Consider the following 14,973-nt stretch of genomic DNA (forward strand, 5'->3'; position numbering starts at 1 on the left):
TTTTTAAAATTTAACATTTAAACCAAGTGATATTACTTTAACCTGAGGATAAAAAGGAAGATTGGAAGAGAATCCTTCAGGGTCTCTCCAATCCAAGTTGGAGAAGGTGAGCAGGTTGTTTCCGGAAAAATAAACCCTTAGACTCTGAATACCCAAATTATCTACTAGGCTATAGTCAAAATTATACCCAATTTCCAAATTTCTTAATCTGAGGTAGTGTACGGTTGTTAGCCAAAAGTCACTGGCTTGTCCGTTATTAGGTGTTAAATCACCGGCAGTAAGTCTTGGATATGCCGCATCTTCATTACCGGGCCTCCAGGAATCAACAAGTATCTTTAAGGAATTGCCATCCCTTTCAAATGGGAAGGGCCTAATATCCCTAGTAAAGTCCGAAGCTCCCTGAAAATTGGCCTGAAAGTCAATTCCTTTATAATCTGCGGTTATATTAAAGCCAAAAGTCAAGTTGGTAAAACCTGGTTTACCGATCACCGTTCTGTCATCCGGATTTATCTGCCCGTCCGGCAATCCGGTAAGGTTACCTTCTTCGTCCCTACCATTAATATCACGATACTTAATATCGCCGGGTGCCAGTGTCCCAAATTGGGTGGCATGTGCATCTATTTCTTCTTGTGACTGAAATAAACCCTCCGCTATATATCCGATTCGTTCCCCAAATCTTCTATTTATTCTAGACAAAGCGGGGTTAATGTCGCCCGGTTCATTAAACTTAACGATCTTATTGTTAAACCAACTTACATTTGCCTCCAAACTAAAATTAAAATCACCAATATTGTTATAGTGTGATAATACGGTCTCGAACCCCCATGAATCAAACTCCCCCAATGGTCTCGGCGATATTCCCGCGCCAAAGGTTGCCGGAACGACTCCCGTGGGCGTATCCAAGATATCTGTTGTCTTCCTCCAAAAATAATCGAATTCCAATGCAAATTTATTATCCAAAAAATTACCATCCAGCCCAATATTGGTACTGGTCACCGTTTCCCAGGTGATGCTCGGGTTAGGAATGCCGTTACTTGAAATACCATCGTTAAAAATGCCGTTCACAATGGTCCCTCCGTTAAAACTAAATGTAGAAAGGTATTGGAACTGATTTACCGCATCATTTCCAACCTCTCCCCAGGATCCTCGCAACTTTAAGAAATTGATCGCTTTGGAATCAACAAGAAAAGGTTCTTCCGAAAGGACCCATGCCGCCGATATGGAAGGAAAAATCCCTGTACGAAACTCTTCGGCAAAAGCGAACGATTCATCCACTCTGGTAGCGGCCGTAATGAGGTATTTGTCCTTATAACCATAATTGATCCTTCCTACCCAACCTCTCGAGGCCGATTCATTGGCAAAAGAATTATTACTGTCGTTATTTACATTACCTGCGAACAACGATGGTATGGCAGTAGAAATATAACCTCTTCTGGATGCCGATAGAAGATTAAAATCATTTTCTATTTGCTCATATAATACCAAGGCTCCAATATCATGATTTCCAAATTCTTTTTTATAATCCAGACTTAATTGTAACGTTTGTCTTATGCTTTCGGTTCTTGATTCCGAGGATAAAATGTTCTCATTGCTCCCCGCTAAAACTTCTACATATTCTTCTGTTGTTCCATCGAACGCATAATAGGTATAGGGTATTTGAAATAAGTTGCTCTTGGTGGTCGTATAATCGTAAGAATATAAAGCTTTTGCCAATAACCCATCAATACCCGGAACATCATATTCAAATTTTATATTACTTTGAAAAACATTGTTATCCCTTTCGCTGGTACCACTTCTTTCCCCCTGTCCAATGGGCGATCCGCTAAAACCGTTGGGCCCGAGCGCATCCGGAACACCCGGAACATCGGGAAAAGGGTTTAAGGTAGGATTCGATAAAGCCGCTCCCTGGTATAATGAGCCTGCCCCGGCATGGGTGCTCCTATCCTCCAAACGTCCTAATAGGTCTAAACCGGCCCGGAAATTATCGGTAAAATCAGTATCAATGTTAAGACGTAAGCTATGTTGTTTAAAATAGGATGCGCCATACAAGCCCGATTGATCTAAGAATCCGTAAGATGCAAAGTATTTGGTACTTTCATTACCTCCACTGGCACTTACATTGTGTTGTTGCTGTGCGGCCGAACCGCCTAAAAGAGCATCTAACCAATCGTAAGATGGCAATGTTCCATTTTCAAAACCCGCTACTTGCTCATCGGTAAATAAAGGTTCTTCCCCAATATTGACTTTTGCCTCATTTAGGTATCGGGAATACTCGGCCGCATTCATTAGCTCAACTTTTCTGGTTTGGGATTGTAGCCCAAACCGACCCGTATATTCAAAACTTGGTTTACCCTCCAAGCCTCTTTTTGTAGTAATCAAAACTACTCCATTTGCCCCACGTCTTCCATAAACAGCCGTTGACGAAGCATCTTTTAGAATGGAAATGCTGGCAATGTTATTGGGGTTGATCCTGGTGAAAGGCCTTTCAATACCATCTACAATAATTAATGGTGTTTGTCCTCCTCTAAACGAAGTTATCCCCCTAATCCTAAATTCAACATTATCAAAACCCGGTTGGCCGGTCCCTTGATTGGTAATTACCCCTGATAGTTTTCCCGCAAGAGATGCCGCAAGGTTTGCCGCAGGTGCCTTTACCAATTCTTTCCCCTGTATTGTAGATATAGCCGATGTGACTTTTCTTTTGCTCGTGGCACCATAACCAAGTACGACGACCTCATCCAACTTAGCGGTGTCCTCTTCCAAGGTAATATCAATGGTACTCTGCCCATTGACCATAACTTCTTTGGTCACAAAACCAATATAGGAAATACTTAAAACGGCATTTTCGCCAGAGACCGTAATGGAATAATTCCCATCAAAGTCGGTTTGGGTGCCATTCTTCGTTTCTTTTTCAATAATACTGGCACCCGGTAATGGCTGACCTTGGTTATCTTTAATGGTTCCGGTAATGGTCAGCTCCTGCGTTGGCCCGGGATTACTTGCTTGCTCATTAGCCTTTCTTTCAGGTACGTCTTTATTAAATTGCCGTGTGAGATAAATTCTCTTTCTTACAATGTTATAGGCAGTTTCCGAACTTCCAAAAATGCTATTTAAAATAGTGGATATCTGCTCTTTATTCGCATTGATCGTCACAATGCGCTTCAAATCAACATCTTTGATTTTATAAATAAAACGATACTCCGTTCTATTTTCAACTTCATCCAAAAATTCACCAACAGAAACTTTGTTGAGATTGAGTGAAATTTCTGCGCCTTGCCCATATGTTTCATTGGCTTGTAGCGTAAACAAGCTTGCAAGAAACAATAGTAAGCCAATTTTCATTTTAAGATCAAACTTTAATAGGTAGCACCAATCTTTAGATATAGGTGGTTTTTTCATACTTTTACAGTGTTAAATTGTGGTTGTTTTAATTTGATCACATTTGTACAATCGGAAAATGTTGCCTCATTTTCCGATTTTTTTTCCAGAACTATCCGGAAACCAATGTAATCCTCAAATCGTTGGTATTTTATTTTATGATTTTTTTACATAGGCTTTTTTATTTAGTTTATTAGTTGATGATTACAGTATTGTCCTCTATCGTGAACGTAATGTGGTATATCGTTTTCAATTCCTCTAAAACTTCATAAATATTGGGTTTAAGGCCAAAGCCGGCATTGAATTTTTCTTTTGAAAGTGTTTTATTTTTATTAATGATCTTCACATTAAAATGTCTTTCCATCTTTTTAAGGATGTTGTCAAAAGTCATATCCCTAAAAACCAATTCCCCATTCACCCAGGAAGTATAAATATCCGTCGATACCTGACTGATCTTAATCTCGTTACTTTTCTTATCCAAACTGGCCTGATGTCCGGGTTCTACATATGTACTTTCTTCGGTGCTAAATTCTTCCGCATCTACATACAATCCGATCAAGCCTTCCACCAGTACAACACGGGTATTTTCATCCTCCGGATAAGCATTGACATTGAATCGTGTTCCCAATACCCTTATGTTCAAATTGTTTGCATGTACGGTAAATGGATGTTCAGGGTCTTTTGCTACATCTAAAAACGCTTCGCCCGTAACGAATACTTTTCTTTCCATGTTTTCCAAAAATTGGACAGGATATTTAAGCGATGAACCGGAATTTAAATGAGCAACGGTCCCATCGGACAAAAGAAGTTTGAAAGTTTTTCCATAAGGAACCGTCAACGTATTGTATATCAATTTTTTATATACATTGGTTTGTTTATAAACCAACTGGCCGTCTTTTTGTTGACCAACTATATTTCCATGGCTATCCAAAATCTTCTCACTCCCGTCCTCCAGTATGGTTTTAATATTCCCATCTTCAAATTCTAAGGTTATGGCATCTGTGGGCGTTATGGTTACCGTAGATGATGATGAAATCTTTTCATAAACATAGCCTATCCCTATAAGACCAATAAAAAGTGCTGCAATGCGCAAAGACCGGACCAATATTTGTCTTATTGTTTTATTGCGCTTCTCATCCCTTATACTCTTATTGATTCTGTGAAACAATTTAATTCTTGTCTGTTCTTTATCGGACAAACTCCATGAGTCCATTACATTGTCCTTTTGGAAAGTTTCGTAAAACGCAAAAAGTAAATCTTCTTCCTTTTTGGAACATTTACCTTTCTCGAACTTAACAAGTAAATCAAAAAAATCTCTTTTAGTCATGGCATCTTTTGTATATGATGCAAAAACAAGGTTAAGACTCACATAAAAAAATAAATTTTAACATAAATAGGCCGGAATCACCTCTAAAAGGTATTGGCCAATAGATAGGAAAAGAACAAGAGTTGGTATATTATATCACCCAATTTATTGCGCAAATGTTTAAGCGCAATATGCAATTGGTTCTCTACGGTTCTATGCGATATATTATAATGTTCAGCTATTTCCTTTATGGAATACTCCTGATAACGACTCATGAAGAATATAGCTTTGCAACGTGGCGGAAGATATTTTGCGGCTATTTCAATTTTGAATTTTAGATCTTTATGAGCTAACTTTTCTTCTATAATAGGAGGCGAGCATAAATTAACGATCATTTCTTCATGCAATTCCAAAAACTTTTCATTCCGGATTTTTAAAAGTGTCTGGTTTTTGACGGCACGAAAAAGATAGTTCTTCAAATTATGAATTTCAACTTTATCTCTTTTTGTCCATATATTAATAAATACCTCATGGATAACATCCTCTGCCTGCCCTTTATCCTTAAGAACATTTATAGAAGACGAATATAATCTTTCCCAATATCTATCATAAATTTGACTAAAAGCGAGTTGGTTTCCTCCTTTTACCAAAGATAAAAGCTGATGATCCGTTAATGTATGAAGTTCTATTTGCTCCATAATTAGGTTTGGTTGAAATATTTAAAACAACATGCAAGACGATCAATTACATATTAAATTTACCGGTTGAACCCCGTTCAATTAATCTGGATTGCATAATTATGGTCTTGTGGGCGGTCACTTTCCCATTTATTTGATCCAGCAACAGATCCAATGCCATCTTGCCCATGGTCATACCGGATTGATCGATCGTAGTCAATGGAGGGTCTATTATTTCGGAGGCCGGTTCATTACTGAATCCTACAATGGCCACATCTTCCGGAATGCGGATGTTCTTTTGTTTAAAATATTTCATTGCCCCCATGGCCGCCGTGTCATTGGCGGAAAACAACCCATCTATGGCAGGTTCTAATTTTAGCAGTTTTTTGGCCAAGTTGGCCCCATCTTTCTCCATCAATCGGGATAACAGCACAAAATCCTCTTTATAGGGGATCCTATTTTCTTCTAAAGCTTCCTTATAGCCCTTAAGCCTGTTTTTATAAATTTCAAGCCCCTGAGGGCCGGCAAAATGCGCTATGGATACACATCCCCTTTTCGCCAAATGATCCGTTGCCATAAAAGCGGCCCGGTAATCATCAATAAGTACCTTGTTGCTATCAAAACCTTCCACATGACGATCAAAGAACACGATGGGAATCCCATAATCCTTTGCCAATTGTATATGTGCATGTTCGGTAGTTTCCATAGAGGATGAGATCAATATCCCATCTACTTGGTTCGAGATAAGGTTATTGATGATTTTCTTTTCCCGATCCAGTTCTTCCAAAGATTGGCAGATGATAATTTGATATCCAGATTTATAGGCGACTTCTTCAATACCTGCAATAGTGGACGAAAAAAAATGACGTGATATCCTGGGAACCACTACCCCTATGGTGTTTGTCTTATTTTTACGAAGATTGGAAGCGATTAGATTACGTTTGTAACCCAGTTCTTCCGCCTTTGATAAAACAAGTTGCTTGGTTTTGGGAGCCACTTTTTGGCTATCGTTCAATGCCCTGGAAACCGTTGAACTGTGAATGTCCAACAATTTCGCTATTTCGTGTATGCTTACCCTTTTTTTTTGCATTCCCGCCTTTAACACCCAATTACCTAATCACGATTATTTTCTGTATGTTTTTATAATGGACAGTATTCCCTTAGAATTCATGCTTTTTTAAATAAATGGTTTGGATGTTCCTATAAATCAAAACCAGAATTTTTTTCGGTACAGCGCTTCCAGGTAATAATAATCGGCATAGTTCAAGGGCACATCTATTTCTACGTTGTGGGGGATGCTCCCAACAGAATGTTTCAATAAAAATCCATTGTTGGTCCCTACCTCGGCCCTATAGGCCTTGGACGTAAGGCTTTCCAATATTCTGTAGGCCCATTGCAAATATTCTTTTGATTCTTCCTCGGGAACAAAAGTGCTAAGCTCTATCATGGCAGAAGCGGCAATGGCCGCCGCCGAAGCGTCTCTTTCCGTATCGGGTTCAGCGGTTACATCATAATCCCAAAGCGGTATTTGGTCTTCGGGAAGATTGGGATGGCTTTTAATAAAATTGGCTATCTTTTTGGCCTGTTTCAAGTATGCCTCGTTTTTAGTCTCCCTATAGCATACAGTAAATCCATATAATCCCCAAGCCTGTCCCCTGGCCCAGGCAGAATCGTCTTTAAAGCCCTGAGCTGTCTTCCTTTGAAGGATTTCACCATTTTCCCTATCGTAATCCAATACATGTATTGAGCTATTGTCTTCCCTATAATGGTTTTTAATCGTATTATCCGCATGCGATACGGCAATTTGATAATAGGTAGAATCCCTGGATATTTTGGTGGCATGGAACATGAGTTCCAAATTCATCATATTATCTATAATTACGGGACAATCCCATCGACTGCTGCTGTTCCATGATTGGATAATCCCGGCTTTAGGAACAAAACGTGTGGCCAATGACTTGGCCGTTTGTACAATGATCTTATCATATGTTTCGGCTTTATCATTTGAAAATTTGATTCCGTTCCCATAACTACATTCCATAATGAAACCAACATCATGATTCCCTCCCCAATACTGTATCGTATCTAACTTTTCAGTATACTCAATAGCTCTTTTCTTCCATTTAGCGTCATTATTAAGGCCATATAAATACCATAATGAACCTGCGTAAAAACCACTGGTCCAGTTGTAATTGCCCACAAACCTCGTGGTACCATCATCATTGATCGTTCTTGGAATATAATTTTCTTCTGAAATATGGGGAGTTGCCGTGGTATGCAACATTTCATATTGCCCTTCAATTTCAATTAGTAGTTGTTTATCGGTAAGCTTTACCTCCTGGGCCGGTTTTTTCTCACCGCAACTTAAAACCGCAAGTACAGACAGTAGACTTAAAACCCCATTTTTTAAACGTTTCATAATATTCATTGTGTTTATTTGAACAATACCGTAGACCCAAATGTAAATAAACCCATCAAATAATACAATCGATTGTATATTTTTTTTACTTTTACATCAATTAATTAAAACATCTCGATCAATAATGACAACTGATTACGAAGTTAGGTACGCCGCATCTCCTAAGGAAACAAAAAAACTTGATACCCAAGAACTTAGAAATGAATTTTTGGTGCAGGATTTAATGCAAAAAGATAAGGTTAAATGGGTATATTCCCATTATGATAGGTTTATGGTAGGCAGTGCCATGCCTAGTGACCAGGCTTTGGCCCTGGAAACCATCGATCCTTTAAAAGCCGATTATTTTCTGGAACGAAGAGAATTGGGAATCATCAATGTCGGTGCCAATGGGACCGTGACCGTGGACAATCAAAAAGTCCATTTAAAACATAAGGAAGCGCTCTACATAGGCCGGGGAAATAAAAACGTCCTGTTCGAGAGCGATGACGTGAACGCTCCTGCAAAATTTTATCTGAACTCCACTCCTGCCCATACATCCTTCCCGACCAAAAAAGTAGGTCCGGATGAAGCGGAAATCGTTGAAATGGGATCCATGGAGACCGCCAATGCGCGTACTATTAGAAAATTGATCGTAAACAGTATTGTTGAAACCTGCCAACTTCAAATGGGCATGACCCAACTTAAAACAGGAAGTGTATGGAATACCATGCCCGCACATGCACATGACAGGCGTATGGAGGTCTATTTTTATTTTGAGGTTCCGGAAGACCAGGCCGTATGCCACTTTATGGGTACTCCCCAAGAAACCAGGCACCTATGGATGGCAAACGATCAGGCCGTAATCTCCCCGCCCTGGTCCATCCACTCCGGATCAGGCACCAGTAATTACACCTTTATCTGGGGAATGGCCGGTGAAAATTTGGATTATGGCGATATGGATTTTTGCGATATAAAAGATTTAAGATAACCCAATACCCTTCTTATATATGAAAACAGATATGTTCGACCTTACAGGAAAGATAGCGCTCGTTACAGGGGCCACACATGGGTTGGGGATGGCCATTGCCAAAGGTTTGGGCAACGCCGGGGCTACAATTGCCGTGAACGGGCATTCATCAAAAGAAAAAATTGCCGCTGCGGTCAAAGCATACCAATCCCTGGGAATCAATGCACATGGGTATTTATTTGATGTCACCAATGAAGAGGCCGTTAAATCGGCGGTCAAAATCATCCACAAAGAACTCGGCGGCATCGACATTTTGGTCAATAATGCGGGCATTATCAAAAGAACCCCTATGGCGGATATGGAGGTATCCGATTTTAAGGCCGTGGTAGACGTAGACCTTGTGGGCCCTTTTATTATGTCAAAATATGTAGCTCATGACATGATCAAAAAAGGAAGTGGAAAAATTATCAATATCTGCTCCATGATGAGTGAATTGGGCAGAAATTCGGTCGGTGCCTATGCCGCCGCCAAAGGAGGGTTAAAAATGTTGACCAGGAATATGGCTACGGAATGGGCCAAACATAATATTCAGGTCAACGGAATCGGTCCTGGATATTTTGCTACCGAACAGACCGCTCCCATACGGGTAAACGGACATCCGTTCAATGATTTTATTATCAACAGAACCCCGGCGGCACGTTGGGGCGACCCGGATGACCTACAAGGAGCGGCCATTTTTTTGGCCTCCAGGGCAAGTAACTTTGTAAATGGACACATTCTTTATGTTGATGGGGGCATACTGGCCACTATTGGCAAACCCCATAATGAAAACTGATCATTAAATACCGAACAAAATGAAATCATCTAGAATTATCGGCATCATGTTGGGTGCCCTGCTAACATTGGCATGTACAGATCACCAAAAAACGATGATCATATCTGCCATAAATACCCTTGAGGTGGAGCGGTCCCACGAAACCGTGGAACTCACAACCAATTTTTTGGGGATCGAAGATTTACGGGCTTTGGCAATTTTGGATATGGAAACCGGGGAGGAATTGATTACCCAATTAGTGGATACGGATAATGATGGAACCATGGATGTTCTTTTGTTTCAACCGAATTTAGCGCCAAAATCCAAAAAGAATTTTAAAATTATAGCGCGTACGGAGCAAAAGAATCAAAAAACCATAGAATATTGCTATTCCAGATTTGTACCGGAACGTACAGACGACTATGCCTGGGAAAACGATCGTGTCGCATTTAGGGTCTTTGGGCCAACGGCCCAGCGTATGCATGAAAACGGTATTGGGGGCGGTACACTTTCGAGCGGAGTGGATGCATGGTTAAAAAAAGTGGAATACCCCATTATAAATAAATGGTATAGAAAGGCGACCCAAGGCGTTGGGAGCTACCATGAAGATACAGGAGAAGGACTGGACAATTTCCATGTGGGCATAAGTAGAGGTGTTGGAGGTACCGCAATTAAAAATGGGGATAACTACAATTTTTCAAAAAATTATATCGATTTCAAAACTATATGCACGGGGCCTTTACGGACCAGTTTTATGTTAGTGTACGACGCATGGGATGCAAACGGAAGAACCATCAAAGAATACAAGACCATTAGTCTTGATCGAGGCAGCAACCTCTCAAAAATTGAAGTAACCGTAACGGGTATGGATGAATTAGCCGCTGGACTGACATTACATGAGAAAAAGGGAACAATCAATATTGGGACAAGCAACACATGGGCCAGTCATTGGGAACCACATGAGGGTTCCGAACTTGGGACAGGAATCGTTAGCGAACATCCTTTTTTAGATGTTGACAATTACCAGACCGAAACCCTGGATTTGAGCAATCTCTATGTACACCTACGGACAAATAATGGTAAAGTAACCTATTATACCGGATTTGGGTGGAAAGAAAGCGGCCATTTCAAGACCAGGGAAGCATGGGAACACTATTTGGACCTGTACTCAAAAAAAATCAATTCGCCCATAAAAATTGAGTTGGTCCCATAAAATATATCCTACACCTCCTATACCATATATTTGCAGCCATTATCAGGTAACGGCAGGGATACTTTATATCATAACCTTGACCGATTTAAATTATATCGCCACCCGATCAACTGTTGTTAAAGCAACCCTCATTTTGTCAAAACTCGAACAGTTAAAAAATTAAAAGGGGAGATATAATATCCCCCCTCTCACCTGAACTTAAAAAACTAACTCAAACTATTTAAACCATGGTTTAAATAGTTCAATTGTTATTTTCATTAGGTCAATAATATTTACCTTACTTAACTCCATACAAGGATACTAAATAATTAAGCAAAAAGTTGTGTGTGTTTTATGTAAAAATGTGTATTATTTGTATGCCTAACACCTATTTAAACTTTTCTTTTTGATTTTCTATAGGGTCAATACGATGAGCTATAAATGATTGAAGCTTTTTCAATAAAATAGAAAATCTAGATCAAATATCGGGACAGGTAATAAACGGCCCATTTAAAATTCACCTCAAACAGATTTCATTTTTTTCTTGTACGTCCGCTATTTTGAACAATAAATATTCCGACGGAAGACTATACAATTAATTGTTTAGACCTGTGTAACCTTCCTTAAAACATATGAGTTTGACAATCCCATTTTTTAAGTTGAATAGAGGCGTGGCAAACCCTAACTCTAACATTTTTTCAATAGCTTTTTGACTTCGTATTCCAGATTGGCAATAAACAATTATGGGTTGGTTTAGTGGAATTTCAGAAATGCGGTGTTCCAATTTATCTAATGGAATATGCAGCCCTCCAATATGAAATTCTTGGCGTTCTAATGCTGTTCTTACATCCAACAAGGTGTGGGAAGTTTTCAACTGTTCTAATTGATGCGCTTCTATTTCTTTTATCTTATCTGAAATTGTGCACGTGGCTTCGTAGGAGTTTTGCAATTCAATAATATTAGCGTTTTCGGTCTTATCAAAATGCAATATGTTTTGGGATAGTGAAATGCTATCAAAGGTTAATAGTTTTCCAGAAAGGACACCGTTGAGTTTACAAATAATTTTAATGATTTCATTTGCTTGAAGGCAACCAATAATTCCCGGTAAAACCCCCATAACACCTATTTCAGAGCAATTGGGCATGCTGCCAATTTTTGGACGTTTTGGAAATAAGCATCTGTACGTAGGGCCGTTTTGATAATTAAACACCGAAACTTGTCCTTCAAACTTATATATAGAGCCATAAACAACAGGCTTGGCATATAAACAGGCAGCATCATTAATTAAATAGCGTGATGGAAAATTATCTGTACCATCAACAATAATGTCATAAGCTTCAAAAAGCTCTTTAGCATTTTCAGGACTTAATCTTGTGATATAAGCTTCAATCTTAATGAAAGGATTTAGCAATTCCATTCGCTTTTTGGCGACGCTTGCTTTGTGTTCCCCAATATCGGAATACGTGAATAAGACTTGGCGTTGCAAGTTGGATCGTTGTACGATATCATCATCTACAATACCGATGTGACCGACTCCAGCAGCAACTAAATATTGCAATATGGGGCAGCCTAAACCACCAGCACCAATCACTAAAACACGAGCGTTTTTTAATTGCTTTTGTCCTTCATAACCAATGGCATCCAATTGTAGATGTCGGCTGTATTGTATTTGTTCTTCTTGTGTTATCATTTGTATTAAGCCCAGCTATTTTCCCAATCTTTCCAAACAACGTCGTAGCCTTGAGATTGAATCATTTTTTCGATGTCTTCGGTACTTCTTTCATCAGAAATTTCAAACTGTTCCAAAGACTGAGGCTCTACGGCATAACCTCCCGGATTGGTTTTTGATTCTGCACTAATAGATGTAATGCCCAATTTGATAATATGATTTCTAAACACCTCACTTTCTCTAGTAGACATAGACAATTCTATATCTTCATCTAATAATCTATACGCACAAATAAGCTGTACCAAATCGGTATCGGTCATTTCTACTTTTGGTTCTAAGCCTCCAGCGTGTGGACGTAATCGAGGAAAAGAGATAGAATACTTAGTTTTCCAATAGTTTTTTTGCAAATATTTTAAGTGCAAGGCTGTAAAAAAACTATCAGCTCTCCAGTCTTCTAATCCAAATAAAGCACCCAATCCTATTTTATGAATACCTGCTTTTCCTAATCGGTCTGGCGTATCTAATCGGTAATCAAAATTAGATTTTCGTCCTTTGGGATGGTGTTTTTTATATTCTTCACGATGATAGGTTTCTTGATATACCAAAACAGCATACAGGCCATTCTCTATTAATAATTCATAATCATTTTGGTCTAGCGGTTGTACTTCTATGGTAATATTAGAAAAGTGAGACCGAATTAATGTTATGGCATTATTAATATAATCAACCCCAACGGTTCTATTAGCTTCTCCAGTGACCAAAAGAATATGGTCATACCCTTTGTTTTTTAGATACGCGACTTCTTTTAGAATTTCTGAATCGCTTAGGGTGCGTCGTGGAATTTTATTGGTCATGCTAAACCCACAATAGGTACAGATATTTTGGCACTCATTACTTAGATACATGGGCGCGTACATTTGTATGGTATTCCCAAACCTTTTTTGTGTAAGCATTCTGCTTTGTTGTGCCATTTCTTCTAAAAATGGCTTAGCAGCAGGGGATATTAAGGCTTTAAAATCTTCTAAATCACGTTTAGTGTTACGCAATGCTTTTAAGACATCAGCTTCTGTTTTGTTTAAAATACCTGCTAGGGCATCTTCCCAATTATACGTATCAAATAAGTTTTTAAACGTCTGCATGATTTTAGTTCAAAAATGAAGTTAAAGGGCTGCTGGCCTCTGCTTTTTTGTTAACTATTGGAGCTAATTTTGCTTCATAGGCAATTCGTCCTGCTTCTACAGCGAGTTTAAATGCTATCGCCATGTTCTTTGGATTAGGAGATACGGCAATTGCAGTGTTTACCAATACGGCGTCCGCACCTAATTCCATAGCATGTGCGGCATGACTAGGGCTTCCTATACCAGCATCTACAACAACAGGAACATTACTCTGGTCTATGATTATTTCTAAAAACTCTAATGTCTTTAGGCCTTTATTGCTTCCTATTGGTGCGCCTAAAGGCATGACGCATTGTGTGCCAACATCTTCTAAGCGTTTACATAATACAGGGTCTGCGTGAATATAAGGCATGACTACAAAACCAAGTTTTACGAGCTCCTCAGCTGCTTTTAAAGTCTCTATAGGGTCTGGTAATAAATATTTTGGGTCTGGATGAATTTCTAATTTTATCCAATTGGTATTTAAGGCCTCTCTGGATAATTGTGCTGCAAAAACAGCTTCTTTAGCATCACGAACACCTGAAGTATTTGGTAACAAATTAATGTTAGGGTGTGCCAAGTGTTTGATTAGATCGTCCTCTTCGTTTTTAATATCCACTCTTTTTAGGGCCACTGTAATAAGTTCGCTTTCCGAAACCAATAAAGCTTCTCTCATTAAGGGTGTAGAGCTAAATTTGCCTGTTCCCGTAAATAATCGAGAATTGAATGTTTTATCTGCAATTTTTAGTGTACTCGCCATGATTTTATTTTTCGTTTGGCACTTTCCAAACTTGTTCGTTTGTTATAGGGCCTTTTAGTATGTTATTAAATTTAGAAATAGCATTAAAATTAGTAGTAATAGCACCTGAAACAGCAATGCCATAAACGCCAGTATCTAAGAGTTGTTTCGTATCGGCAACCTCAATACCTCCAATTGCAATAATTGGTATATTAGTATTTAATTTATCCATAATAGTTTTATAGCCGTCATTGCCTAAAATGGTACTAAGCTGCTTTTTAGTATTGGTAAACTTAAAAGGGCCTAAACCAATATAATTAACACCTTTCTTTATAAGATTCTGACAATCTTCAAGCGTATTGGCAGTACCTCCAATTATTTGCCAAGACGCTAATGTTTTTTTAACTATTGTAGGACAAGTATCCTTTTTTCCTAGGTGAACACCATCTGCTTTTACAGCAATAGCTATTTTATAGTGGTCATTGATAATTAATCGGGTTTGATAATGGCTTGTAATTTCTTTTGCTTTTGTTGCCGTTTCTAACATGACTTGTTCAGTCATATTCTTAAGCCTAAGTTGTACCCATTCTGCACCAGCGCTACAAGCATTATTGATGTGTTCTAAGTGCTTTTCTGGCGTGTCTCCCTGAGTGATATATTGTAATTTTGAAATCAT

The 14,973-nt window shown here is 38.9% G+C and carries 12 protein-coding genes; 3 read left to right on the forward strand and 9 right to left on the reverse strand.

Annotation, left to right across the window (positions count from 1 at the left end):
• Positions 1-3: 3 nt before the first annotated feature.
• The 5 genes from ACKWB9_RS07475 to ACKWB9_RS07495 all read right to left on the reverse strand — a co-directional run bounded on the left by ACKWB9_RS07475 (position 4) and on the right by ACKWB9_RS07495 (position 7,780).
• Entirely contained in the window at positions 4-3,342 is a 3,339-nt protein-coding gene (locus ACKWB9_RS07475; RefSeq protein ID WP_414002386.1) for a SusC/RagA family TonB-linked outer membrane protein, read from the reverse strand.
• Between the two features lie 229 nt (positions 3,343-3,571).
• Complete coding sequence (locus tag ACKWB9_RS07480) at positions 3,572-4,747, reverse strand: FecR family protein (protein WP_414002387.1); 1,176 nt, start codon at positions 4,745-4,747, stop codon at positions 3,572-3,574.
• Between the two features lie 41 nt (positions 4,748-4,788).
• Complete coding sequence (locus ACKWB9_RS07485; RefSeq protein ID WP_414002388.1) at positions 4,789-5,382, reverse strand: RNA polymerase sigma-70 factor; 594 nt, start codon at positions 5,380-5,382, stop codon at positions 4,789-4,791.
• 46 nt (positions 5,383-5,428) lie between these two features.
• Positions 5,429-6,451: a LacI family DNA-binding transcriptional regulator gene (locus tag ACKWB9_RS07490; protein WP_414002389.1), complete on the reverse strand. Its 1,023-nt coding sequence runs from the start codon at positions 6,449-6,451 to the stop codon at positions 5,429-5,431.
• Between the two features lie 117 nt (positions 6,452-6,568).
• On the reverse strand, positions 6,569-7,780 hold the full coding sequence (locus ACKWB9_RS07495) for a glucuronyl hydrolase (protein ID WP_414002390.1): 1,212 nt from the start codon (positions 7,778-7,780) through the stop codon (positions 6,569-6,571).
• A gap of 124 nt (positions 7,781-7,904) precedes the next feature.
• On the opposite strand from ACKWB9_RS07495, the gene kduI reads away from it, so the two are divergent.
• The 3 genes from kduI to ACKWB9_RS07510 are packed head-to-tail and all read left to right on the forward strand — an operon-like array spanning position 7,905 to position 10,753.
• Positions 7,905-8,747: a 5-dehydro-4-deoxy-D-glucuronate isomerase gene (kduI, locus tag ACKWB9_RS07500; RefSeq protein WP_414002391.1), complete on the forward strand. Its 843-nt coding sequence runs from the start codon at positions 7,905-7,907 to the stop codon at positions 8,745-8,747.
• Between the two features lie 19 nt (positions 8,748-8,766).
• A complete protein-coding gene (locus ACKWB9_RS07505) occupies positions 8,767-9,561 on the forward strand; it encodes a gluconate 5-dehydrogenase (RefSeq protein WP_414002392.1) in 795 nt (264 codons plus the stop codon).
• Positions 9,562-9,580: 19 nt separating this feature from the next.
• Complete coding sequence (locus ACKWB9_RS07510) at positions 9,581-10,753, forward strand: DUF4861 family protein (RefSeq protein ID WP_414002393.1); 1,173 nt, start codon at positions 9,581-9,583, stop codon at positions 10,751-10,753.
• A gap of 574 nt (positions 10,754-11,327) precedes the next feature.
• On the opposite strand, the gene ACKWB9_RS07515 is transcribed toward ACKWB9_RS07510, so the two are convergent.
• From ACKWB9_RS07515 to thiE, 4 genes are read right to left on the reverse strand one after another with little or no spacing between them, the layout of a single operon-like run.
• On the reverse strand, positions 11,328-12,422 hold the full coding sequence (locus ACKWB9_RS07515; protein ID WP_414002394.1) for a ThiF family adenylyltransferase: 1,095 nt from the start codon (positions 12,420-12,422) through the stop codon (positions 11,328-11,330).
• Between the two features lie 5 nt (positions 12,423-12,427).
• Positions 12,428-13,540: a 2-iminoacetate synthase ThiH gene (gene thiH / locus ACKWB9_RS07520; protein ID WP_414002395.1), complete on the reverse strand. Its 1,113-nt coding sequence runs from the start codon at positions 13,538-13,540 to the stop codon at positions 12,428-12,430.
• A 4-nt stretch (positions 13,541-13,544) separates the two neighbouring features.
• Positions 13,545-14,318 carry a thiazole synthase gene (locus ACKWB9_RS07525; protein WP_414002396.1) on the reverse strand — a complete coding sequence of 258 codons (774 nt, stop codon included), beginning with the start codon at positions 14,316-14,318 and terminating at the stop codon, positions 13,545-13,547.
• Positions 14,319-14,322: 4 nt separating this feature from the next.
• The gene (gene thiE, locus ACKWB9_RS07530; RefSeq protein ID WP_414002397.1) at positions 14,323-14,973 is read right to left on the reverse strand and encodes a thiamine phosphate synthase; all 651 of its coding nucleotides are present in this window, start codon (positions 14,971-14,973) and stop codon (positions 14,323-14,325) included.

It is taken from the genome of Maribacter spongiae (genome assembly GCF_047345125.1).
GTDB lineage: Bacteria > Bacteroidota > Bacteroidia > Flavobacteriales > Flavobacteriaceae > Maribacter.

Bases quoted from the DNA above. Each gene is read 5' to 3' on its own strand.
- ACKWB9_RS07475 (WP_414002386.1), bottom strand. From the start codon at position 3,342: ATGAAAATTGGCTTACTATTGTTTCTTGCAAGCTTGTTTACGCTACAA.
- ACKWB9_RS07485 (WP_414002388.1), bottom strand. From the start codon at position 5,382: ATGGAGCAAATAGAACTTCATACATTAACGGATCATCAGCTTTTATCT.
- ACKWB9_RS07490 (WP_414002389.1), bottom strand. From the start codon at position 6,451: ATGCAAAAAAAAAGGGTAAGCATACACGAAATAGCGAAATTGTTGGAC.
- ACKWB9_RS07495 (WP_414002390.1), bottom strand. From the start codon at position 7,780: ATGAAACGTTTAAAAAATGGGGTTTTAAGTCTACTGTCTGTACTTGCG.
- kduI (WP_414002391.1), top strand. From the start codon at position 7,905: ATGACAACTGATTACGAAGTTAGGTACGCCGCATCTCCTAAGGAAACA.
- ACKWB9_RS07505 (WP_414002392.1), top strand. From the start codon at position 8,767: ATGAAAACAGATATGTTCGACCTTACAGGAAAGATAGCGCTCGTTACA.
- ACKWB9_RS07510 (WP_414002393.1), top strand. From the start codon at position 9,581: ATGAAATCATCTAGAATTATCGGCATCATGTTGGGTGCCCTGCTAACA.
- ACKWB9_RS07515 (WP_414002394.1), bottom strand. From the start codon at position 12,422: ATGATAACACAAGAAGAACAAATACAATACAGCCGACATCTACAATTG.
- thiH (WP_414002395.1), bottom strand. From the start codon at position 13,540: ATGCAGACGTTTAAAAACTTATTTGATACGTATAATTGGGAAGATGCC.
- ACKWB9_RS07525 (WP_414002396.1), bottom strand. From the start codon at position 14,318: ATGGCGAGTACACTAAAAATTGCAGATAAAACATTCAATTCTCGATTA.
- thiE (WP_414002397.1), bottom strand. From the start codon at position 14,973: ATGATTTCAAAATTACAATATATCACTCAGGGAGACACGCCAGAAAAG.